Source organism: Burkholderia sp. AU16741 (assembly GCF_002223345.1).
Lineage (GTDB): Bacteria > Pseudomonadota > Gammaproteobacteria > Burkholderiales > Burkholderiaceae > Burkholderia > Burkholderia sola.
In genome coordinates this window covers 45,488-68,209 of the sequence record NZ_NKEZ01000001.1, presented here as the reverse complement: position 1 = coordinate 68,209, position 22,722 = coordinate 45,488, and the positions used below count along the sequence as shown (strand labels likewise).

Genomic DNA, 22,722 nt, shown 5'->3' with positions numbered 1-22,722 from the left:
AATGCTGCGGAGAAACGAAAGGCGGAAACGGCCGGGGCGCGCGGCGGGCTCCGGCCGTTCCAGGCGGCAAGGACGGGCCGTGACGCGCGCCACCCCGCCGACGGCGTGCGCGGCGCCGTTCGCGCCGCGCACGCCGGTTTCACGTGACGCTTACTCGGCCTGCAACTTCCACTTGCCGTCGACGATCTGCACCATCACGCGCGCACGCGTGTCGAAGCCGTTGTGATCGGTCGCCGTCATGTTGATCACGCCGTGCGAGACGGGCAGGTCCTTCACGCTTTCGAGCGACGCGCGCAGCGCTTCGCGGAATGCCTCGGTGCCCGGCTGGCCCTTCTTCAGCGCATCCGGGATCGCCCGCTGCAGCAGCAGGCCCGCATCCCACGCATGGCCGCCGAACGTCGACAGCGAACCGGCGCCGTAGGCCTTCTCGTACGCGGCCTTGTAGCCGAGCGCCGCCTTCTTCACCGGATTCGAATCGGGCAGCTGGTCGGTCACGAGGACGGGGCCGGCCGGCAGGATCTCGCCTTCGCAATCCTTGCCGCACACGCGCAGGAAATCGTTGTTCGCGACGCCGTGCGTCTGGTAGACCTTGCCCTTGTAGCCGCGCTCCTTCAGCGTCTTGGCCGGCAGTGCCGCCGGCGTGCCGGAGCCGGCGATCAGCACCGCATCCGGGTTCGAGCCCAGCAGCTTCAGCACCTGCCCCATCACCGACGCGTCGGTCCGGTTGTAGCGCTCGTTCGACACGAGCTTCAGCCCGTTCTTCGCGGCCGCCGCGTCGAACGTCTTGTACCAGCTGTCGCCGTACGCATCGGCGAAGCCGATGAAACCGACCGTCTTCACGCCGTGCTTCGCCATGTAGCCGGCGATCGCGTCCGCCATCAGCTGGTCGTTCTGCGGCACCTTGAACATCCATGCGCGCTTCGCGTCCATCGGCGCGATGATCTGCGCGCTCGCCGCGAGCGAGATCGTCGGCGTCTTGCCCTGCGACACGGGATCGAGCATCGCGAGCGAGTTCGGCGTGACGGACGAACCGATGATCGCGTCGACGTGGTCCTCGTCGATCAGCTTGCGCACGTTCTGCACTGCACGGCTCGTGTCGGACGCGTCGTCCAGCACGATGTACTGCACGCTCTTGCCCGCGATTTCCTTCGGCAGCAGCGCGATCGTGTTCTTTTCCGGAATGCCGAGCGACGCGGCCGGCCCGGTGGCCGACAGCGTCACGCCGATCTTCACCTGCGCCGACGCCGTGGCCGCCGCACACACGAGGCCCGCGGCAAGCAGGGCCTCCATCCATCGATTCATCTTCATTTACGTTGTCTCCAAACGCTGCTCGAAAAAGCCACGGGTCGCTCGGGCGGCTCCCGGTTCCCCAAACAAGTTAATAATTTAACTATCTCGCCTGACCGCGCCTACGCTCGTTTTCCCGCGACACACCGCAACGCGCCGCGCGCCGATTGAAACGGCCGTTCGACCGTCACGATGCGCAGCAGCGGTGTCGTCAGGATGAAGCAAGCGAAGAAATGAGGAAGCGCGGGGAAGCGCGTTGCGCGCGCATCGAGGGTCGGCACGCACGGCAAGCGACGACACATCGGAAAGCCGGCCGCTCATGCGATTGCGCAAACGGATAAGAAGACGGATGCGAGCGCAACGACCCGCGCTGGCGCCGGGACGCGCATACCGGCCCTGGAACGGCTCGGAAATGCCGCGACGACCCATCGCGCACCCCATGACGAACGAACGGCGCCCGCCGCGCCTCCTGCCCCGATCCACCGTGCTGCGCTGCTCATCCAACCGTACTCCCTCTTCTGCATTGTGCTTGTAGGAGAACTGCCGACCGATTTTCCCGACCGCACGGTCGGCGAAAGCCGAGTGTAACGGACGCCTTTCGCGCACGCCAACCGGGTAAGCCCGAAGCGCCTGTGCAGGATCGCACATCGTCGGTGAACGGATCGCAAGAAAGGGAAAACGGGAAAAGACGCGGTGCGAACGCAAACGCGGAAGGCGGCCCGATGCACCACCGATGAAATCCGTGCACGCAAATGAAAAAGCGCTGTTGGATTCCGTCCAACAGCGCTTTGGGGTCCGGGCACTTTGTGCCTCGATTGTCTCCTCGTTCTCCACCTGCAAATTCGTTTCGCGGTGCATCAGAACTGAGGTGAATCTTAAAGAGGCTTAAGCACCACGACAACTTAGCATTTACCCCTATGGTGCATCGCCGCACGAAAATGGGGCACCAATCTGCCGCGCGGCGACGGCCCGCGCCTGCGGCGGCGCCCTTCCCCGAGCGAGCGGGATGGTGCTTCGCATCAACGCGGGCGACGCACACGGCATGCTCACGACGATGCCCTGAGCGGCTTGATCCGCGCGACCATCTCGCCGACGATCCCGCGCCGGAAAGCCAGCACGCACGCGATGAAGATCAGTCCGGTGACGATCGTCGCCGATTCACCGAGCGAATGGAACCAGCCGATGCCCGTCGTCGACGCGAGCCATTCGCCGATGTCGCCGAGCCGGTCTTCCAGCGCGACGATCAGCGCGGCGCCGAGCAGCGGCCCGAACAGCGTGCCCATTCCGCCGACGAGCGTCATCAGCACGACGAGGCCCGACATCGTCCAGTACGCGTCCGACAGCGTCTCGAAGCCGAGCACGAGCACCTTCAGCGAGCCGGCCAGGCCCGCGAGCGCGGCCGACAGGATGAACGCGAGCAGCTTGAAGCGGTCGGTGTCGTAGCCGAGCGAGATCGCGCGCGCTTCGTTCTCCTTGATCGCGACGAGCACCTGGCCGAACGGCGAATGGACGACCCGCACGATGAACGCGCACGCGGCCACGACCACCGCCAGCACGACGTAGTACAGCGTGACGTCGTTCGACAGGTCGAGCAGCCCGAACAGCCGGCCGCGCGGCACGCCCTGCAGGCCGTCCTCGCCGTGCGTGAACGGCGCCTGCAGATAGATGAAGTAGACCATCTGCGCGAACGCGAGCGTGATCATCGCGAAGTAGATGCCCTGCCGGCGGATCGCGAACAGCCCGACGACGAGCCCGAGCAGCGTCGCGGCGACGGTGCCGGCCAGCACGCCGAGCTCCGGCGTGAAGCCGAGCGTCTGCATCGAGTAGCCGGTCGCATAGCCTGCCGTCGCGAGGAACATCGCATGGCCGAACGACAGCAGCCCCGTATAGCCGATCAGCAGGTTGAACGCGGCCGCGAACAGCGCGAACGCGAGCACCTTCATCACGAACACCGGATACGCGCCGATGAACGGCGCGGCGAGCAGTGCGGCGAGCAGGACGCCGTAGAGCACTTTTCTCTGCATCATTTTTCCTTGCCGAAGAGGCCCGCCGGGCGGAACAGCAGCACGATCGCCATGATCACGAACACGACGGTGGCCGACGCTTCGGGATAGAACACGCGCGTGAAGCCTTCGATCACGCCGAGCAGCAGGCCCGTGACGATCGAGCCGAGGATCGAGCCCATCCCGCCGATCACGACCACCGCGAACACGGTGATGATCATCGGCTGGCCCATCAGCGGCGACACCTGGATCACCGGCGCGGCCAGCACGCCCGCGAACGCGGCGAGCGCGACGCCGAAGCCGTAGGTGAGCGTGATCATCATCGGCACGTTCACGCCGAACGCCTCGACGAGCTTCGGGTTTTCGGTGCCCGCGCGCAGGTACGCGCCGAGGCGCGTCTTCTCGATCACGAACCACGTCGCGAGGCACACCGCGAGCGACGCGACGACCACCCACGCGCGATAGTTCGGCAGGAACATGAAGCCGAGGTTGGTCGCGCCGGACAGCTGCGACGGCACGTCGTACGGCTGCCCCGACGATCCGTAGATCGAGCGGAACACGCCTTCGACGACCAGCGTGAGGCCGAACGTGAGCAGCAGCCCGTACAAGTGATCGAGCTTGTACAGCCAGCGCAGCATCGAGCGCTCGATCGCGATCCCGAATGCGCCGACCACCAGCGGCGCCAGCACGAGCATCGCCCAGTACGGCAGCCCGAAATACGACAGCCCCATCCACGCGAGCATCGCGCCCAGCATGAACAGCGCGCCGTGCGCGAAGTTGATCACGTTGAGCAGCCCGAAGATCACCGCGAGCCCAAGGCTCAGGATCGCGTAGAACGAGCCGTTGACGAGCCCGAGCAGCAACTGGCTCAGCATCGCCGGCAACGGAATGCCAAAGATTTCCATCGACTTAGCCGTCAGAATGAGTTTCGTTGCGCGCGCAACTTCCTTGCGACGCGCATGCGGACGGCGCAGCGGGCACGTCGCTGCGGCCGCCACCGTGCGGCGCGCCCGTGCGCGCCGCCATGCGATGCCTACTTCCACAACGCGCAGCGCGTCTCCTGCTTGGTGCCGAACGCCTGTTCGCCCGGAATCGTCGCGAGCACCTTGTAGTAGTCCCACGGCTCCTTCGATTCGGACGGCTTCTTCACTTCCATCAGGTACATGTCGTGGATCATGCTGCCGTCCTGACGGATGTAGCCCTTCGCGTAGAAGTCGTTGATCTTCATATTCTTCAGCTCGGCCATCACCTTGTCGGAGTCGGTCGTGCCGGCGGCCTGCACGGCCTTCAGGTACGTCGTCACCGACGAGTAGTCGGCCGCCTGCAGGCTCGACGGCATCTTCTTCATCTTGCCGAAGTAGCGCTGCGCCCACTGGCGCGACGCCGCATCGCGATTCCAGTACCAGCTGTCGGTCAGCACGAGGCCCTGCGTCGTTTCGAGGCCGAGGCTGTGCACGTCGTCGATGAACATCAGCAGCGCGGCGAGCTTCATCGTCTTCGTGATGCCGAATTCCTTCGCGGCCTTGATCGAGTTGATCGTGTCGCCGCCCGCGTTCGCGAGGCCGAGGATCTGCGCCTTCGACGCTTGCGCCTGCAGCAGGAACGACGAGAAATCCGACGCGGACAGCGGGTGGCGCACCGTGCCGAGCACCTGCCCGCCGTTCGCCTTCACGACGTCCGACGTGTTCTTCTCGAGCGCCTTGCCGAACGCGTAGTCGGCCGTCAGGAAGAACCACGTCTTGCCGCCCTGCTTCACCACCGCCGAACCGGTGCCCTTCGCGAGCGCCATCGTGTCGTATGCGTAGTGGACCGTGTACGGCGTGCACTGCTCGTTGGTCAGCGTGTCGGCGCCCGCGCCGATGTTGATGTAGACCTTCTTCTTCTCGGCCGCGACCTGGTTCATCGACAGCGCGGTGGCCGAGTTCGTGCCGCCGACCAGCAGGTCGAGGCCGCCGCGGTCCATCCATTCGCGCGCCTTCGATGCGGCGATGTCGGCCTTGTTCTGGTGATCGGCATAGACGACCTCGATCGGCTTGCCGAGCACCTTGCCGCCGAAGTCCGCGACCGCCATGCGGATCGCCTCGAGACCGCCCTGCCCGTCGATATCCGCGTAAAGCCCCGACATGTCGGTGATGAAGCCGATCTTCACGGTATCCGCCGCGTGGGCGGCGCCGGCTGTGAACGCGGCGGCCGCGAGCGCGAGACAGGCCTGTGCGAGGGTCTTCATTTTCATTGACGTCTCCTGTTGTTCTGATGCGTTGTGGTTGTTCGAGGGCCGCCACGGCTAGCGGCAAGGGGAACGAGGCGGCATCACACGCCGAGCAGGTCGTGCAGGGTCGGCATCTTGCCTTCCAGTTCGGATGCGCGGAAATGCTCGACGATGCTGCCGTGCTCCATCACGTAGAAGCGGTCGGCGAGCGGCGCGGCGAAGCGGAAATTCTGTTCGACCATCACGATCGTGTAGCCGCGCGCCTTCAGCGCGACGATCATCCGTGCGAGCGCCTGCACGATCACCGGCGCGAGGCCCTCGGAGATCTCGTCGAGCAGCAGCAGGTTCGCGCCGGTGCGCAAAATCCGCGCGACCGCGAGCATCTGCTGCTCGCCGCCGGACAGCCGCGTGCCCTGGCTCTGCCGGCGCGACGCGAGGTTCGGAAACATCGCGTAGATCTCGTCGAGCGACATCGCGTGCTCGCGCGGCCCGATCAGCGGCGGCAGCATCAGGTTCTCCTCGCACGACAGGCTCGAGAAGATCCCGCGCTCCTCCGGGCAATAGCCGATGCCGTAATGCGGGATGCGATGCGTCGCGAGGCCGATCGTCTCGTGGCCGGCAACCTTGATCGACCCGCTGCGGCGGCCCGTGAGGCCCATGATCGCGCGCAGCGTCGTCGTGCGGCCCGCGCCGTTGCGGCCGAGCAGCGTGACGACCTCGCCGCGATGCACGGTCAGGTCGACGCCGTGCAATATGTGGGATTCCCCGTACCAGGCCTCCAGGCCCGTGATTTCCAGCGCAGGCGTACCGCTCTCGACGCCGCTCAATTCGCGTTCCTCCCGTTCGCTGTGCTTCATGCGTGCGCCCCCGCGAGCGCCGCGTCGGCGCTGCCCATGTAGGCTTCGATGACGAGCGGATTCTTCGACACTTCCGCATACGAGCCTTCGGCCAGCACCTCGCCGCGTTGCAGGACGGTGATCGTGTCGGAGATTCCCGCGATCACGTTCATGTTGTGCTCGACCATCAGGATCGTGCGGCCGTTCGCGACCTTCTTGATCAGCGCGGTCACGCGGTCGACGTCCTCGTGGCCCATCCCCTGCGTGGGCTCGTCGAGCAGCATCAGTTCGGGCTCCATCGCGAGCGTCGTCGCGATCTCGAGCGCGCGCTTGCGGCCATAGGCCAGCTCGACGGTCGGCACGTGCGCGAAATCGGTGAGGCCGACCTGCGTGAGCAGGTCCATCGCGCGATCGTCGAGCCGCTTCAGCGTGCGTTCGCTGCGCCAGAAATGGAATTCGGTGCCGAGCGCGCGTTGCAGGCCGATGCGCACGTTCTGCAGCGCGGTCAGGTGCGGAAACACGGCCGAGATCTGGAACGAGCGGATGATGCCGCGCCGCGCGACCTGCGCGGGGCGCTCGTCGGTGATGTCGATGCCGTTGAAGACGATCTGGCCGGCCGTCGGCGTCAGAAATTTGGTGAGGAGGTTGAAACAGGTGGTCTTGCCCGCGCCGTTCGGCCCGATCAATGCATGGATCGCACCGCGCCGCACACGCAGGTTGACGCCGTTCACGGCGGTGAAGCCCCTGAATTCCTTCGTCAGTCCGCGTGTTTCCAGAATCGTGTCGCCGAGAATCATGTTCCCTTCCGTACGAAGTCAGGCGAAGCACCGGGAAGCCTGGCGCAAGCGGCCGCGAACAGGTCAGCGGATCAGCCGGCTGCCCCGGGCGCCGTGGTACGCCTCGAGGGTGGTCTCCCGCGCCGACGCGTATGCACATTGCGGGACATTGTCGCGCCGTTGGTGCAGTGCAATCATCGGGATTTGCACTTATAGGGGTCGCCGCCATATCGGGCGCGACGGCGCGCGGTTATTCACCGTGCTTTTTTGATACGTGCATCATCACGCGTTGAACTGCGGCAGGACCCGGCACGCACGCGACGAAAAAAACCGCGCGACGGCGCGGCTTGCACGGATCTCGCCGTTCGCGCGCAGGCGCCGGCGGCTTGTTTCGCATAGCGAATCAGCGGGCGTTCGCATGACGGCCCGCTGGCGCGCGGATCAGCGAGCCGTCATGCCGCCGTCGCCGCGGCCTCGGTTCGGACCGACGTCGTTTCGCGCGCCGCACGGCGGTCGGCACGAATCATGTCGCTCGCGCGCTCGGCGATCATCAGCGTCGGCGAATTGGTGTTGCCCGACGTGATGAACGGCATCACCGATGCGTCGACGATCCGCAACCCCGCGATGCCGCGCACGCGCAGCCGGCCGTCGACCACCGCGCGCGCGTCGTCGGCGCGCCCCATCCGGCAGGTGCCTACCGGATGGAAGATCGTCGTGCCGACGACGCCGGCCGCGTCGATCAGTTCGGCCTCGGTCCGGTACCGTATGCCCGGCAGGATTTCCTCGGGGCGATAGCGCGCGAGCGCCGGCGCGGATGCGATCCGGCGCGTGAGGCGCAGCGCGTTCGCGGCAACATGACGATCGTGATCGGTCGACAGATAGTTCGGCGCGATCGCCGGTGCGCTGCCCGGATCGGCGCTCGTGACGTGCACGCTGCCGCGCGAGGTCGGACGCAAATGGCAGACCGACGCCGTAAACGCGTTGAAGCCGTGCAGCGGCTCGCCGAAGCGTTCGAGCGACAGCGGCTGCACGTGATACTGGAGATCGGGGCGCGTGAGCGCGGGATCGTCCGGATCCGATTTCGCGAACGCGCCCAGTTGCGACGGCGCCATCGACATCGGCCCACGCTGCAGCAGCGCATATTCGGCGCCGATCATCAGCTTGCCCCACCAGCGTGCGGACAGCGTGTTGAGCGTGCGCACGCCATCGACGCGAAACGCCATCCGCAATTGCAGGTGATCCTGCAGGTTTTCGCCGACGCCCGGCAGATCCTGCACGATGTCGATGCCGAGCGCCTGCAGCCGCCGGCCATCGCCGACACCCGACAGTTCGAGCAGTTGCGGCGAATTCACCGCGCCGGACGTCAGCAGCACTTCCGAGCGCGCCCGCGCGACGTAGTCGGTGCCGCCGCCGTGGTACTCGACGCCGACCGCGCGCCGCCCGTCGAAGATCACGCGCTGCGCATGCGCGCCGGTGATCACGGTCAGGTTCGGGCGCGCCATCGCGGGCCGCAGGAACGCCTTCGACGTATTCCAGCGCACGCCGCGCTTCTGGTTCACTTCGAAGTAGCCGACCCCGGCATTGTCGCCGCGGTTGAAATCGTCGGTGGCGGGAATGCCGGTCTGCTGCGCGGCCTGCGCGAACGATTCGAGGATCTCCCAGCGCAGCCGCTGCTTCTCGACGCGCCAGTAGCCGCCCGTGCCGTGCGCGTCGCTCGCGCCCGCATGGTGATCCTCGCTGCGCTTGAAGATCGGCAGCACGCTGTCCCACGACCAGCCGGCGTCGCCGGTTTCCTGCGCCCAGTTGTCGTAGTCCTCGCGCTGGCCGCGCATGTAGATCATCCCGTTGATCGACGAGCAGCCGCCGAGCACGCGGCCGCGCGGATACGACAGCGCGCGGCCGTTGAGCGCCGCCTCCGGCTGCGTCTTGTACAGCCAGTCGGTGCGCGGGTTGCCGATGCAATACAGATAGCCGACCGGGATATGAATCCAGTGATAGTCGTCCTTGCCGCCCGCTTCGAGCAGCAGCACGCTGATGTCGGGATCCTCGGTCAGGCGGTTCGCGAGCACGCAGCCCGCGGTGCCCGCGCCGACGATCACATAGTCGAATTCGCCCTCGAGCGTGCGTTGAGTACTCACGGCGTGTCTCCTGTCGGCTCGGGTCAACGCTTCGCGCTTACCTGAGCCGCATGCTTCGCGGTCGGCCCGAATGAGCGCTTCAGCGCTGACTCCGGCCCCCCGTGCGAAGCTCGTTGTTGTGTACCGCGCGGCGCGGTGCCGCGCGTCATTTCCAGCATAGTGCGTCGCATCGCGCGCCGCGCCTGCGGCCCCGCGCGCCCGACCCGATGAAGCGTACTCCCGCGCGCGGCCACCGATCCAATGAGTTATGCTGAACTGCGTTATAAGCCGCGCTCATATCACGACGATGGATCTCACCCTGCTTCGCGCGTTCGCGACGGTCGCCCGCGAAGGCAACCTCACGCGCGCCGCCGTGCAGCTGCATCTGACGCAGCCGGCCGTCAGCCTGCAGATCAAGCATCTGCAGGAAACGCTCGGCGTCGTGCTGTTCACGCGCACGTCGCGCGGGCTCGCGCTCACGCGCGACGGGCAGACGCTGCTGCCGCACGCGGAGCGCGCGCTCGCCGCGGCCGCCGACGTACAGCGCGCCGCTGCCGCGCTGCGTCACGAGGTGCGCGGCCGGCTGCGGATCGGCACGATCCTCGATCCCGGTTTCCTGCGGCTCGGCGGCTTCCTGCGCGCGCTGGTCGAGACCCATCCGCAGATCGAAACGGCGCTGCGCCACGGGATGTCGGGCTGGGTGCTCGAACAGGTGCGCGCGCAGGCGCTCGACGTCGGCTACTACATCGGCCGGCCCGAGGACGATTCGCCGCGCGACGGTGCGCTGTTCCACACCGTCACGCTCACGCGTTTCGAATACCGCGTGCTCGCGCCGGCCGGCTGGAAGGAGCGCGTGCAGCGCGCGCACGACTGGCGCGCGCTCGCCGCGCTGCCGTGGATCTGGACGCCGCCGGCGTCCGCCCACCACCGGCTGCTGTCGCGCCTGTTCGCCGCGGCCGGCGCGCAGCCGGCGAAGGTCGCCGAGGTCGACCAGGAGCAGTCGATGCTCGATCTCGTCAAATCGGGGATCGGGTTGACGCTCGCGCGCGATTCGACCGCGCTGGCCGAGGCGCACGCGCATGCGCTGACGATCGTCGAACGCGTGACGGTGCCGACCGAGCTGACGTTCGTGACGCTCGCCGAGCGACGCGACGAGCCGGCGATCGCGGCCGCGCTCCGGCTGATCGAAGCGCAGTGGGCGATATGAGGGTTGCTGATGACGATGCGGCCGGTGACGCAGCGGGTTTCGGCACCTGACGCATGCCGCGGCTCGCCGTCGCGAGCCGAATCGCGCGCCCCGCGTCGTGTCGCCGCGCCCCGTCCGCTCGTCACGCCACCATCGCAGGCTTTTTGCTAGATTGTGCGTTCGCACACCGCGAGACCCCGATTGAAGGAGACCCGCATGGCCCGCAACATCGAGATCAAAGCCCGCGCCCGCGAATTCGACCGGCTGCGCGAACGGGCGGCGCAGCTCGCGACCGAAGCGCCGCTCTTCTACCGCCAGCAGGATTTCTTCTATGACGTGCCGCGCGGCCGGCTCAAGCTGCGCCGCTTCGAGGACGGCACGCCGGCCGAGCTGATCTTCTACCAGCGCGACGATCGCGACGGCCCGAAGGCGTCGTACTACACGCGCAGCCCGGTGACGAACCCCGACGCGATGCATTCGCTGCTCGCGACCGCGCTGACCACGCGCGGAATCGTGACGAAGGAGCGGCACGTGTACCTCGCCGGCCGCACGCGCATCCACCTCGACCGCGTCGACGGTCTCGGCGATTTCATCGAGCTCGAAGTCGTGCTCGGCCCCGACGACGACGAAGCGGGCGGCGAAGCCGAAGCGCACGAGGTGTTCGGGAAACTCGGCGTGGCGCAGGACGATCTCGTCGCGGTTGCGTACGTCGATCTGTTGAACGCCGACGCGCAGCCCGAAACGGTCTGATCGAGCCCATCGAAGGCGGTACGTCGCGCCGCCTTCAGCGCCGATGCCGCGGCTGCCTCCCCGTCACGCGGCACCCGGCGCCAGATGCGCGAGCGGCAGCGCACCGTTTCGCTTGAAGGTCGTCAGTACGATGTTCGAGCGCACGCTGTCGACGCCCGGCACCCGCATCAGCTTCTTCATCACGAACTGCGACAGCGCGTTGAGATCCGGCGCGACGATTCGCAGCAGGTAGTCGGCATCGCCCACCACCGCATGGCATTCGAGCACCTCGGGCAGCACGTCGATCTGCTGCTGGAACTGCTCGATGATCGAATCGCCGTGATGCTTGAGCTTCAGGCTCGTGAACGCGGTCACGCCGAGCCCGAGTTTCTCGGGCCGCAGCATCACGCGATAGCCTTCGATCACGCCGGCCGCCTCCAGCCGCTGCAGCCGCCGGCCGATCTGCGACGGCGACAGCGGCACTTCCTCGCCCAGCTGCTGATGCGTCGCGCGACCGAAGCGCTGCAGCACGTCCAGCAGCGCGAGATCGAAGTGGTCGAGTTCCAGCATGAGCATTCTCCGCATTGATTCGTAATTTGATGCGCGATTATCGCATCTTCCGACGAATAAACGCCAACTATGCGCCCAATCCGCGCACAGCCCGCTCTACACTTGCATGGTCCCCACTACAGCGTGCAGAGCCTGATCATGTCCACCGTCGTCACCGCGAAACTGCAGGAACAGTTCGACGCGGGCCTCGAAACCCGCGCCGATTTCACCATCGACCAGCCGCTGCATCGCTACGGCCAGGTCGACCACGCGGTGTGGAAGCAGCTCTATGCGCGCCAGTCGGCGCTGCTGCGCGGCCGCGCGTGCGACGCGTTCGTGGCCGGGCTCGGCAAGATCGCGCTGCCGGCCGATCGCATGCCGTCGTTCGCCGACGTGAACCGCCAGTTGAAGCCCGCGACCGGCTGGGAAATCGTCGCGGTGCCCGGCCTCGTGCCCGACCGCGTGTTCTTCGCGCACCTCGCGAACCGGCGTTTCCCGGTCACCTGGTGGATGCGCCGCCCCGACCAGCTCGACTACCTGCAGGAACCCGACTGCTTCCACGACCTGTTCGGCCACGTGCCGCTGCTGATCGACCCGGTGTTCGCCGACTACATGCAGGCGTACGGCCGCACCGCGCTCGCGGTCGCCGACGACGAAGCGGCGCTGGCGCGGCTCGCGCGCCTCTATTGGTATACGGTGGAATTCGGGCTGATCCGCGACCCGCGCGGCACGAACGGGCTGTCGATCTACGGCGCCGGGATCGTGTCGAGCAAGGGCGAAAGCCTGTACAGCCTCGAAAGCGCGGCGCCGAACCGGCTCGGGTTCGACCTCGAGCGCGTGATGCGCACGAAGTACCGGATCGACACGTTCCAGAAGACCTACTTCGTGATCGACGATTTCGCGCAACTGTTCGCGCTCGCCGACGTCGATGGCCGCGCGCTGGCCGACCGGCTCGCGGCGTTGCCCGAATTCGCGGCCGGCGCGGTGCTCGACACCGACCGCGTGCTGCATCGCGGCACGGGCGAAGGCTGGCCCGACGACGCCGACGCGTGACACGTCGGGCGCCCCCCGCCGGCTGCCGGCTGCCCGTCGCCCGTCGCCCTTTCCGCAACTATGAAACAATGAACGATGCGGGCTTCGCCGCGCGGCGCAACCGCGCGCGGGCGCCGTTACCGAACGAGAGGTGCAAGATGATCCACAAGCTCACATCCGAAGAACGCAAGACCCGGCTCGAAAACCTGCCGCACTGGACCGCCGTGCCGGGCCGCGACGCGATCCAGCGCCGCCTGCGCTTCGCCGATTTCAACGAGGCATTCGGCTTCATGACGCGTGTCGCGATCAAGGCGCAGGAGATGAACCATCATCCGGAATGGTTCAACGTGTACAACCGCGTCGACGTCACGCTGTCGACCCACGACGCCGACGGCTTGACCGAACGCGACATCGAACTCGCGCGGTTCATCGACGGCGCCGCCACGCATGCGCAACCGGGCGCCTGAATTCCGAGTGCCGCCTCCACCGCCGCGCATCTTTCCGTGCGCGGCGCGTCAACTTTTCATTTCGCTGAACGTTTTCTAGGATGTACTCAGCGAAAGCCTTCAGCTTTCCAAGCCATCCTTAAGGCGCACGTAAGTCTCGTACGCTTTCCGCGCCTTGGGGTCCAATCCTTCCAGTTGCAGCGCGCTTTCGCGCTGTACAATCAGCAGCGCATACGGCTTGGAAAGCGCGCTGGCCTCTTCGCAGAGTTTGAGTTCGTCGCCGCTCGACGGCGAGCGGGCGCGCCAGAAATTGATCGCGGCTTCTAGGTCGTGGATCGAAATATCGGACATGTTTGGATTTAATCGTTCGCTGGCCGCCATGCTTGATGTCAGGCGATGCGGCGTTCCTGTGGAAACGGCGTCGTGCTGTCCGCGTGCCTGAACCGCCAACCCATTGTACTTGAGCGAACTTCATGCGACTCCTTCTGATCGAAGACGACCGCCCCATCGCACGCGGTATCCAGAGCAGCCTCGAGCAGGCTGGCTTCACCGTCGACATGGTGCATGACGGCATCTTTGCCGAACAGGCGCTGGCACAGAACCGCCACGAACTCGTGATCCTCGACCTCGGCCTGCCGGGCATCGACGGCATGACGCTGCTCACGCGCTTTCGCCAGACCAACCGCCACACGCCCGTGATCGTGCTGACCGCCCGCGACGAGCTGAACGACCGGATTCAGGGCCTGAACTCCGGCGCCGACGACTACATGCTCAAGCCGTTCGAGCCGGCCGAGCTCGAAGCGCGCATCCGCGCGGTGATGCGCCGCAGCGGCCCGCACAGCGACATGCCGCGCCCGGAAGTGTCGCTCGGCGGCGTGCGCCTGTCGGGCGTCGACCGCCGCATCTTCAACGACGACAAGCCGCTCGAACTGTCGCCGCGCGAATTCGCGGTGCTGGAAATGCTGCTGCTGCGTCACGGCCGCGTCGTCAGCAAGGCGCAGTTGCAGGATCACCTCACGCACTTCGGCGGCGATCTCGGCGACACCGCGATCGAAGTCTACGTGCACCGCGTCCGCAAGAAACTCGAGCAGTGCCGGGTCGAAATCGTCACGGTGCGCGGCTTCGGCTACCTGCTGCAGGAAATCCGCCAGACGGCGAGCGTCTGAGCGACGCCGCGCGCCGGCCGGCCGCGTGCCGCCGGTGCATGCGTGCCGCTCCACGTCGCCGCTCCCGGCGCACGACCGCGCCGCTCCCCGTGAGCGGCGCTTATCCCTTTGCCCGTCGAAATGTCTCCTGATCCGGCTGTGACCACCAGCCTGCGCCGCTCGCTGCTTCGGCGCCTCGCCGCCCCGCTGTCGATGCTCGCGCTGATGAGCGGCCTGATCGCCTACTGGCTCGCGTGGCAATACACGCAGCACGTGATCGACCGCTCGCTCGCCGATCTCGCGACCGCCATCTCCAAGCAGATCCAGATCGCCGGCCCCGACGCGCCGTTCACGGTGCCGCCGCTCGCGCAGGCGATGTTCTCCGATCCGGCCGAAGCGCTGATCTACCGGATCAGCGACGGCGAGGAGGAACTCGCCGGCGATCCGAAGCTGCCGCTGCAGGGCATCAACGTGCGCCGCATGCATCACGCGTACGTGTTCGAGGCCGAATACGACAACCGCGCGGTGCGGGTCGCGCAGGTGCGCGTCGACAACGTCGAGGGCGGCCGGCCGATGGTCGTCGAAGTCGCGCAGCCGGTGCGGCACCGCTACCGGATCGCGGCCGAATTCCTCGTCGCGATCATGATGCCGCTGCTGCTGCTGCTGCTCGCGGGCTGGGGCATCGTATGGCGGGTCGTGAACCAGCAGCTGGGCCCGCTCACGCATCTCGCCGATTCGCTGAACCGGCAGACCCACACGTCGCTGGAACCGGTCGACGAAACCGACGTGCCGCTGGAGATCCGGCCGCTGACGAGCGCGATGAACGCGCTGCTCGGCCGTCTGAAGACCGCGCTCGACGCGCAGCGCAAGTTCATCGCCGATGCCGCCCACCAGTTGCGCACGCCGCTCACCGCGGTGAAGCTGCATGCCGAGCAGGCGGCCGTCGCGCGCGACCCGCACCAGACCTACGCTGCGGTGCGCGAGTTGCGCGCAGCGGCCGACCGCGCGGTGCGGCTGTCCAACCAGTTGCTGTCGCTCGCGCGGGCCGAGCCGGGCGAACAGGCCGCCCGCTTCGTCGACGTCGATCTCGCGGCGATGGCGTTCGAGACGGGCGCCGAATGGGTGCCGCGCGCGCTCGCGTCGCACGTCGACCTCGGCTTCCAGCGCAGCGACGAGCCGGGCGACGACGAGAAGCTGATCGTGCGCGGCAACCCGGTGCTGCTGCGCGAGGTGATCGCGAACCTGCTCGACAATGCGCTGAAGTACGTGCCGCTCGCGCGGCCGAACGGCGCGCGGATCACGGTGAACGTCGCGCGCGCCGCGCTCGAGGACGGCCAGCCGGCCGCCGAGATCGTCGTCGAGGACAACGGCCCCGGCGTGCCCGCGAACCAGCAGGCCGACCTGTTCAAGCGCTTCTTCCGCGGCGACGCGCAAAGCGGCAACGGTGTCGAAACCGGCGCCGGGCTGGGGCTCGCGATCGTGCACGACATCATCGCGATGCATGGCGGCACCGTGTCGTACGAGGATGCATCGGAAGGCGGCTCGCGGTTCGTGGTGCGAGTGCCGCTCACGACGCGAACGGAAAAGCCGGCCAGCGAAACGCCGGCTGCGGCGCCGACGCACTGAGCGATCGCCGAGCGAGCCGCGGCGGGCAACCGCCGGCCCGTCGACCGGGCCGCCCGCCGGCGCAAAGCGAATGCCGGGCCGCCACCACGCGGCAGCCGCCGGCTGAAACGACAGCGGCAGCGCGCGATGCGCTGCCGCCTGCCTCACTTCTTGTTCTTCTTGTCCTTCGAACCGGACGCGGGCTTGCCGTCCTTCTTGTCCTTCTTCTTTTTCTTCTTCCCGCCTTCGTCGGACGTCGCGAGCAACGTGCCGCGGCACGATGCCGCACCGCAGTGGCACGCGTATTCGCGCTTGAGCTTCTTCGTCAGCTTCGCGTCGATCACGAGGCCGTAGTCGTAGAACAGCTCCTCTTCCGGGCCGATGTCGCGCAGCGCGTGAATGTACACGCGGCCCTTGACTTCCTCGGCTTCGCAGTTCGGCGCGCACGAATGGTTGATCCAGCGCGCGCTGTTGCCGTCGACCTTGCCGTCGATCACGCCGCCTTCGTCGAGTGCGAAGTAGAACGTATGATTCGGCTCGCTCGGGTCGTGCGGATGGCGGCGCAGCGCTTCCTTCCACGAGATTCGCTCGCCCTTGTATTCCACTACGCGTTCGCCGGCCTTGATCGGCGCCACGGCGAACACGCCCTTGCCGTGTACTCCCGAGCGGCGCACCGCGATCCTGCGTGAACTCATCGAACCAATCCTTGTGAAGACGACTTGAACGGAAGCGACCGCGATCGCGGCCGGGCGCCGCGCCAAACGAAAACGCGGCACCGATCGGTGCCGCGTCGGGGCATGCGGCGAATCACCCGCATCCTACACGTTCGCGATTGCTTCGTTCAACATCGCGCGCAATATTGCGCGATGCGCTCAGCGCTGGCCGAACGACACGTCGCCGAACAGCGCCTTGTGCTCGCGCGGCTGCGAGCGCCAGTACTGCGGCGGCGCCGTCACCTGCGCGCCGAGCTCGGCCGCCGCGTGCCACGGCCAGCGCGGGTCGTACAGCATCGCGCGCGCCATCGCGACGAGATCGGCATCGCCGGCCTCGATCAGCCGGTTCGCATGCTCGGGTTCGTTGATCAGGCCGACCGCGATCGTCGGCATGCCGACCGCCCGCTTCACGGCCTGCGCGAACGGCACCTGGTAGCCGGGCGACAGCGGAATCTTCTGCAGTGGCGACACGCCGCCGGACGACACGTCGATCCAGTCGCAGCCACGGCGCTTCAGTTCGTGCGCGAACGCGATCGTATCGTCGAGCTCCCAGCCGCCTTCGACCCAGTCGGTCGCGGACACGCGCACGCCGACCGGCCGATCCTCCGGAAACGCGGCGCGCACGATCTCGAAGATCTCGAGCGGAAACCGCATCCGGTTTTCGCGCGATCCGCCGTATTCGTCGGTGCGCCGATTCGCGAGCGGCGACAGGAACTGATGCAGCAGGTAGCCGTGCGCCGCGTGCACTTCGATCGCATCGATGCCGAGTCGTGCGGCACGTTTGGCCGACGCCGCGAAGGCTTCGCGGATACGATTCAGGCCCGCGGCATCGAGCGCGAGGGGCGGCGTCTCGCCGTCCTTGTGCGGCACGGCCGACGGGCCGTGCGGCAGCCAGCCGCCGTCGGCGACCGGCACGAGCTGGCCGCCCTCCCACGGCGCCGCGCTCGACGCCTTGCGCCCCGCGTGCGACAACTGCATCGCGATGCGGATCGGCGAATGCTTGCGGATCGCGGCCAGCACCGGCTTCAGCGCGGCTTCGGTCACGTCGTCCCACAGGCCGAGATCGCCATGCGTGATGCGTCCGTCGGGTTCCACCGCGGTCGCCTCGATGCACAGCAGCCCGGCGCCCGACAGCGCGAGATGGCCGAGGTGAATCATGTGCCAGTCGGTCGCTTCGCCGCGTTCGGCCGAGTACTGGCACATCGGGGAAATCACGATCCGGTTCGGAAGGGTCACGCCGCGCAGCGTGAACGGAGAAAACAGCGCAGTCATGGAAGCCGCTCGCCAGGAAAGGGAAAGAGCGGACGAGCGTAGCACGCACGCCTGAAGCGTGCAGATGGCGCGCTCGGCAGTAAGCGGATGGTCAGGTACGGCCGGCCGGATGCCGGCGGGACGTGGAACAAACGGCGTGCGCGACGGACGGCGATGCGCCGGCCCGCGACGTCAGAGCCCGACGCTGCCGAGCCACTCCGCGAACATGTGCCGGGCGGCCGTCTCGAGCACGGGGCCGTGCTGCATGGTTTCGGCGCGCAACTGGCGCGCGTCGATGCCGGGCGTCGCGGCGATTTCGCCGGCGTTCGCGATCAACCACGGTTCGAAGCGATCGGTACGGATCTCGGGATGGCATTGCAGCGCCAGCACGTGCTGCCCCCATGCGAATGCCTGGTGGCGGCAAGCCGGCGTCGACGCGAGATGGATCGCACCGCCCGGCAGGTCGAACGTATCGCCATGCCAGTGCAGCATCGACGTCGTCGCGCCGTCGAGATGGCGCAGCGGCGACGCGCGGCCGGCGTCGGTGAGCGTCAGCGGCGCCCAGCCGAGCTCGTGCCGCGCGGCCGGATAGACGCGCGCCCCGAGCGCCCGCGCGATGAACTGCGCGCCGAGGCAGATGCCGAGGATCGGCAGCCCCGCGTCGATGCGCTGGCGCACGAGCGCCAAGAGCGGCGCGATCGTCGGATACTGCGCGTCGTCATACACGCTGAGCGGCCCGCCGAGCACGACGAGCAGCGACGGCTCGTGCACGTCGAGCACCTCGACCCGCGACGATCCGACATCGACATAGCGCACCCGTCGACCGCGTTCGCCGAGCACCTGCTCGAAGCTCCCGAGATCCTCGAAATGCACGTGGCGGATCGCCACGACTTCAGCGTTCATCATCGGCCTCCCGGTCGATCGACGGACGTCAGCCGGCGAAAATCTTCCAGGTCTTCTTCTGCGTCGCCGCGTCGGCTTCTTCCTGCACCGAGCAGTCGAGACGCAGATCGCTGTCGGACATCGAGATATCGAGCACCGCGCAGTGATGCACGGTCTTCTTCGATGGCTTGCCCGGCTGGAAGTGGGTGCACGTCAGGCACATGCGCTGCGGCGGCGTCGCGCCGGCCACCTGCAGCTCGCGCAGCGTCTTCAGCAGCGCGCGATGCAGCGTGCCCTGCTCGTCCGCGCCGAGCTTGCCGACCGCTTTCGTCAGGAATTCAGGCCATTGCAGCGCCTTCTTCGCGGCCGTGCGGCCACGTGCCGACAGGCGCACGGCCAGGGCGCGGCCGTCGTCCAGCGCACGGCGCTTCTCGACGAGCCCCTTCGTCTCGAGCGTGCTGACCGCATCGCTCGTGGTGGCCGCGGTGAGCTGCGTCTCGCGCGCGATCTCGCCGAGCCGCATCGGGCCCTTGCGCTGCAGCAGCAGCACGAGGATTTCGCCTTGCGTCGGCGTGAGGCCAGCGCCTTCCGCCCAATCCCATGCCTCGCTCCGCATGGCCGTGCTCAACCGCAGCAGGCTGTGGGTCACACGTCCCGCAGCCTGGTTCCCGTAAACGCCTTCGCTCATAGTCTTTTCGCTTTGCCGCCGCCCGGATGGCCGAGCGGCCGTAGTGTGGAGATCGAATCTATCTCAAAACAGACGCCTCTCTCGAGTGCGTCAGCACGGCCGTCGCGAGGCACACGCGGCGGTCGCGTTCGCGGCGACCGGAGAGACACGCACCGTTCCGGTGTCCGCAAAGCCGACATTCTAAGCGAGAGCGGAAAATCGCACAGCTAAGTTATCCCCTGCATGCTGTGGAAAATCGCCGAATAACCGGATTTTTTCGTTGTGCGCGCAATGTCGCGCGCCGGCGAAAGGGGCGCGCCGGTATTTTCCTGTTCAAATCGGCCATCGGCCGTGCGGTGACGATCCACCGGGTTATCCCGCCTGCAGGGCATTGACTTTGCAGCGGAATATCCGGTTATCCACAGATTTCGACGGCGCCCGGCAACGATTTCGTCGCGACCGGGCGCCGATAACCGTTCAGCGAATCGCGGCGCGGTCGATTCTGCAATCTGCAAAACATATTTTCACTCGCGCCAACGTAAGCACTGCTGCCGGACCGTCTCGTTCAGCGATTTTTCCTGTTTGAAAACGGTTCTCAACCACGATGCGTCGTTTACGCGCGCCTTCGCGAGCGCGCCGATCTCGTCGAGCGCCGCGCGCGAACCGAGCGCGGCCGCATGCGGCGCGATCCGGTCGAGCGTGTCGAGGATGTCTTCCGCGATCGTGCGGCGCTCGCCCGTCTGAGGATTCACGCAGGTGCCCTCGAGCCCGAAGCGGCACGCTTCGAAACGGTTGAACGTGTAGACCAGGTAATCGTCCTCGGACAGCTTCAGCGGCCGGTCGGTCAGCAGGTAGCGTGCGAGCGTCTGGATGTAGCAGGCGATCGCGGCCGCGCGGTCGACCGACAGTGGCGTGTCCATCACGCGCACCTCGATCGTGCCGTAGCCGGGCTTCGGCCGGATATCCCAGTAAAAGTCCTTCATCGAGTTCACGACGCCCGTGTTCACCATCTTCGTGAAGTACTCCTCGAAGGCGTCCCAGGTCAGCACGAACGGCGCGCGGCCCGACAGCGGGAACGCGAACACCGAATTCAGGCGTGCCGAATGGAAGCCCGTGTCGACGTTCTGCACGAACGGCGACGACGCGGACAGCGCGATGAAGTGCGGAATGAAACGCGACATCGAGTGCAGCAGGAACAGCGCGCTGTCGGGATCGGGGCAGCCGATGTGCACGTGCTGGCCGAACACGGTGAACTGCTTGGCGAGATAGCCGTACAGCTCGGAGATGTACTGGAAGCGCGGCGCATCGTAGATCTGCCGGTCGCTCCATTGCTGGAACGCATGCGTGCCGCCGCCGGCCAGCCCGACGTTGAGCTGGTCGGCCGCCTTCACGAGCACGTCGCGGATCGCATGCAGTTCGCTGACGGCCTGCTCGTGCGAATGGCAGATGCCGGTCGACAGCTCGATCATGCTTTCGGTGATTTCCGGCGTGATGTTGCCGGGAAAAGTCTCGCCCTGGATCAGGCGCATCAGGTCGGACGCCGCTTTGGTCAGGTCGTAGTTGTGCGTGTTGACGACCTGGATCTCCAGTTCGACGCCGAACGTGAACGGTTCGGAATTGACGAAGGTTTCGAGTGCCATGGCAGGTTCCGGAATCAGTTGCCGTCGCTGCGTTCGCCGACCGCCGACAGGCAGCGATAGACGACGAACGGGCTGACGAGCTGCAGGATCACGATCGAGCACATCACGATCGCGCGCAGGTGCGGGTCGAAATTGGGATAGAGCTGGTAGGTATCGTCGACGAGCAGGTACGACAGCGCGGACATCGGCGTGAGCGCGATGCCGAGCGCGATGCCCTGCTTCATCCCGAGGCCGCTCGGCTTCGCGAACGCGACGACGCCGGCCAGCTTCGCGGCGAGCCGCGTGATGATCAGCACGATCGCGAGCAGCCCGCCGAGCGCGATGTCGCCCCACGTGAACGACGTGAGCGTCAGCACGAACAGCACCACCGTCAGCAGCCAGCCGGCCGTGCCGAAGTGCTCGGGCCACAGCTGCGGCCGCGCCTCGAGGTTCTTCACGATGATGCCGGCAAGCAGCAGCGTGAGCAGCGTCGACAGCTTCAGCGCCTGCGCGACGGCGATCGCGAGCATCACGAGCCCGAACAGCGCGACGAACGAATGCTCGTCGCGCATCGTCGCGGTCATGTGACGGAACAGGTAGTTGCACGAACGCGCGACGAGATACGCGACGATGAACGAACCGGCGAGCAGGTAGAGCGGTTGCAGGATCGTCGCGAAAACGTTGCCGTACGCTTCCTGGTGCAGCCAGCTCGTCACGAGCTTGGTCAGCACGATCGCGTACACGCTGTTGAGCGCGGTGAGCGTGATCAGGCGCTGCGACACCTGCCCTTCCGCGCGCAGTTCGGTCTTGAGCTGAATCACCATCGACGGCGACGTCGCGATCGCGATCGCCGACAGCACCAGCGCGACCATCCCCGATACGCCGAGCGCGAGCATCACGAACAACACGAGCACGAACGTGAGCGTGGCTTCCGCGAGGCTCGACGCGACGAGCCACGGATTGCGCCGGATCCAGCGCAGGTCGAGGCGGCTGCCGAGTTCGAACAGCAGTAGGCCGAGCGCGACGTCCATCAGCAGCCGCGAGGTTTCGTCGGTGCTGGTGTCGATCACGCCGAATCCGAACGAACCGGCGATCAGGCCGATCACGGCATAGCCGGTGATGCGCGGCAGGCGCCACGCGCGATAGCACAGCTCGCCGCACAGGCCGGCTGCGAACAATGCGAGCCCGGCCCAGAACACGGCATCCGGCGCGAGCGGCCAGTTGGGCAGGAATGAGAACGCCGACTTCATCGTGGTGACTTCTCCTTTGGAAGCAACCTCCAGCGACGCGGGATCAAGCGACAGGAATGGATGCGCCGGCTGGGTATTGCCCCGAATGTGATTGTTGTGCTCGACGATGGCGATACATGGGGTCCGCCTGTTCCACCACCAGGCGGAACGTCGTTCAGGTTGCCGATCTGGATTGTCGGCCTGGTGTGTGAACGGACTGCGCAGTCTCGAAGATTCAGATTCGAAATCGTGCCGACCGTTCCATTGAAGCATGTCCGGCGCTGGGCCGAACGAACGCGAAGGAAACCGATTGTGCCACAGCTTTTTCGCTCCGGAACCGATTGAATCGACCCGCGGGGCTGTGCGTCGCTGCAGGTCTTTGGTTTCAAAGGTTTACTTGTATATATACATAGTAGAAGTTAACAAAGGACGCACAGTTCT

At 66.7% G+C, this 22,722-nt stretch carries 21 protein-coding genes; 6 read left to right on the top strand and 15 right to left on the bottom strand.

What is annotated here, in order from left to right; translation table 11 throughout:
* Positions 1–150: 150 nt before the first annotated feature.
* The 7 genes from CFB89_RS00365 to CFB89_RS00330 all read right to left on the bottom strand — a co-directional run bounded on the left by CFB89_RS00365 (position 151) and on the right by CFB89_RS00330 (position 9,249).
* Positions 151–1,308 (bottom strand): ABC transporter substrate-binding protein, encoded by a 1,158-nt coding sequence (locus tag CFB89_RS00365; protein WP_089466308.1) that lies wholly within the window; start codon positions 1,306–1,308, stop codon positions 151–153.
* Positions 1,309–2,333: 1,025 nt separating this feature from the next.
* Positions 2,334–3,311 carry a branched-chain amino acid ABC transporter permease gene (locus CFB89_RS00355; protein WP_179233354.1) on the bottom strand — a complete coding sequence of 326 codons (978 nt, stop codon included), beginning with the start codon at positions 3,309–3,311 and terminating at the stop codon, positions 2,334–2,336.
* On the bottom strand, positions 3,311–4,195 hold the full coding sequence (locus tag CFB89_RS00350; protein ID WP_034188182.1) for a branched-chain amino acid ABC transporter permease: 885 nt from the start codon (positions 4,193–4,195) through the stop codon (positions 3,311–3,313). Before CFB89_RS00350 ends, CFB89_RS00355 begins: the two co-directional genes overlap by 1 nt.
* A gap of 128 nt (positions 4,196–4,323) precedes the next feature.
* Positions 4,324–5,523, bottom strand: coding sequence for an ABC transporter substrate-binding protein (locus tag CFB89_RS00345; RefSeq protein WP_089466306.1), 1,200 nt, complete (start codon positions 5,521–5,523; stop codon positions 4,324–4,326).
* A 77-nt stretch (positions 5,524–5,600) separates the two neighbouring features.
* Positions 5,601–6,356: an ABC transporter ATP-binding protein gene (locus CFB89_RS00340; protein WP_089466305.1), complete on the bottom strand. Its 756-nt coding sequence runs from the start codon at positions 6,354–6,356 to the stop codon at positions 5,601–5,603.
* Positions 6,353–7,132 carry an ABC transporter ATP-binding protein gene (locus tag CFB89_RS00335; protein ID WP_089466304.1) on the bottom strand — a complete coding sequence of 260 codons (780 nt, stop codon included), beginning with the start codon at positions 7,130–7,132 and terminating at the stop codon, positions 6,353–6,355. Before CFB89_RS00335 ends, CFB89_RS00340 begins: the two co-directional genes overlap by 4 nt.
* 431 nt (positions 7,133–7,563) lie before the next feature.
* Positions 7,564–9,249 (bottom strand): GMC family oxidoreductase, encoded by a 1,686-nt coding sequence (locus tag CFB89_RS00330; protein ID WP_089466303.1) that lies wholly within the window; start codon positions 9,247–9,249, stop codon positions 7,564–7,566.
* A 286-nt stretch (positions 9,250–9,535) separates the two neighbouring features.
* Here CFB89_RS00330 and CFB89_RS00325 point away from each other — a divergent pair, with 286 nt between their 5' ends.
* Together CFB89_RS00325 and CFB89_RS00320 are read left to right on the top strand one after the other, a co-directional pair.
* Positions 9,536–10,435, top strand: coding sequence for a LysR family transcriptional regulator (locus CFB89_RS00325; RefSeq protein ID WP_089466302.1), 900 nt, complete (start codon positions 9,536–9,538; stop codon positions 10,433–10,435).
* A 195-nt stretch (positions 10,436–10,630) separates the two neighbouring features.
* A complete protein-coding gene (locus tag CFB89_RS00320; RefSeq protein WP_089466301.1) occupies positions 10,631–11,164 on the top strand; it encodes a class IV adenylate cyclase in 534 nt (177 codons plus the stop codon).
* Between the two features lie 63 nt (positions 11,165–11,227).
* On the opposite strand, the gene CFB89_RS00315 is transcribed toward CFB89_RS00320, so the two are convergent.
* On the bottom strand, positions 11,228–11,713 hold the full coding sequence (locus CFB89_RS00315; RefSeq protein WP_006408082.1) for an Lrp/AsnC family transcriptional regulator: 486 nt from the start codon (positions 11,711–11,713) through the stop codon (positions 11,228–11,230).
* A gap of 138 nt (positions 11,714–11,851) precedes the next feature.
* On the opposite strand from CFB89_RS00315, the gene phhA reads away from it, so the two are divergent.
* Positions 11,852–12,745, top strand: a complete 894-nt coding sequence (gene phhA / locus CFB89_RS00310; RefSeq protein WP_218828338.1) for a phenylalanine 4-monooxygenase — start codon at positions 11,852–11,854, stop codon at positions 12,743–12,745.
* A gap of 137 nt (positions 12,746–12,882) precedes the next feature.
* Positions 12,883–13,191: a 4a-hydroxytetrahydrobiopterin dehydratase gene (locus CFB89_RS00305; RefSeq protein ID WP_089466442.1), complete on the top strand. Its 309-nt coding sequence runs from the start codon at positions 12,883–12,885 to the stop codon at positions 13,189–13,191.
* A gap of 99 nt (positions 13,192–13,290) precedes the next feature.
* Here the strand turns inward: CFB89_RS00305 and CFB89_RS00300 are convergent, their stop codons facing one another.
* Complete coding sequence (locus CFB89_RS00300; protein ID WP_006401493.1) at positions 13,291–13,521, bottom strand: DUF3717 domain-containing protein; 231 nt, start codon at positions 13,519–13,521, stop codon at positions 13,291–13,293.
* A gap of 122 nt (positions 13,522–13,643) precedes the next feature.
* On the opposite strand from CFB89_RS00300, the gene CFB89_RS00295 reads away from it, so the two are divergent.
* Together CFB89_RS00295 and CFB89_RS00290 are read left to right on the top strand one after the other, a co-directional pair.
* Positions 13,644–14,336, top strand: a complete 693-nt coding sequence (locus CFB89_RS00295; protein WP_006401494.1) for a response regulator transcription factor — start codon at positions 13,644–13,646, stop codon at positions 14,334–14,336.
* Between the two features lie 120 nt (positions 14,337–14,456).
* Positions 14,457–15,941 (top strand): sensor histidine kinase, encoded by a 1,485-nt coding sequence (locus CFB89_RS00290; protein WP_089466299.1) that lies wholly within the window; start codon positions 14,457–14,459, stop codon positions 15,939–15,941.
* Positions 15,942–16,084: 143 nt separating this feature from the next.
* Here the strand turns inward: CFB89_RS00290 and CFB89_RS00285 are convergent, their stop codons facing one another.
* The 6 genes from CFB89_RS00285 to CFB89_RS00255 form a co-directional block, all read right to left on the bottom strand.
* The gene (locus tag CFB89_RS00285) at positions 16,085–16,615 is read right to left on the bottom strand and encodes an SET domain-containing protein (RefSeq protein WP_089466298.1); all 531 of its coding nucleotides are present in this window, start codon (positions 16,613–16,615) and stop codon (positions 16,085–16,087) included.
* Between the two features lie 177 nt (positions 16,616–16,792).
* Positions 16,793–17,905 carry an NADH:flavin oxidoreductase/NADH oxidase gene (locus CFB89_RS00280; RefSeq protein ID WP_089466297.1) on the bottom strand — a complete coding sequence of 371 codons (1,113 nt, stop codon included), beginning with the start codon at positions 17,903–17,905 and terminating at the stop codon, positions 16,793–16,795.
* A gap of 171 nt (positions 17,906–18,076) precedes the next feature.
* Positions 18,077–18,787, bottom strand: coding sequence for a glutamine amidotransferase (locus CFB89_RS00275; RefSeq protein ID WP_089466441.1), 711 nt, complete (start codon positions 18,785–18,787; stop codon positions 18,077–18,079).
* A gap of 28 nt (positions 18,788–18,815) precedes the next feature.
* Complete coding sequence (locus CFB89_RS00270) at positions 18,816–19,454, bottom strand: MarR family winged helix-turn-helix transcriptional regulator (protein ID WP_089466296.1); 639 nt, start codon at positions 19,452–19,454, stop codon at positions 18,816–18,818.
* Between the two features lie 503 nt (positions 19,455–19,957).
* A complete protein-coding gene (locus CFB89_RS00260; protein WP_089466294.1) occupies positions 19,958–21,073 on the bottom strand; it encodes a YbdK family carboxylate-amine ligase in 1,116 nt (371 codons plus the stop codon).
* A gap of 14 nt (positions 21,074–21,087) precedes the next feature.
* Positions 21,088–22,302 (bottom strand): cation:proton antiporter, encoded by a 1,215-nt coding sequence (locus tag CFB89_RS00255; protein WP_089466293.1) that lies wholly within the window; start codon positions 22,300–22,302, stop codon positions 21,088–21,090.
* Between the last annotated feature and the right edge of the window lie 420 nt (positions 22,303–22,722).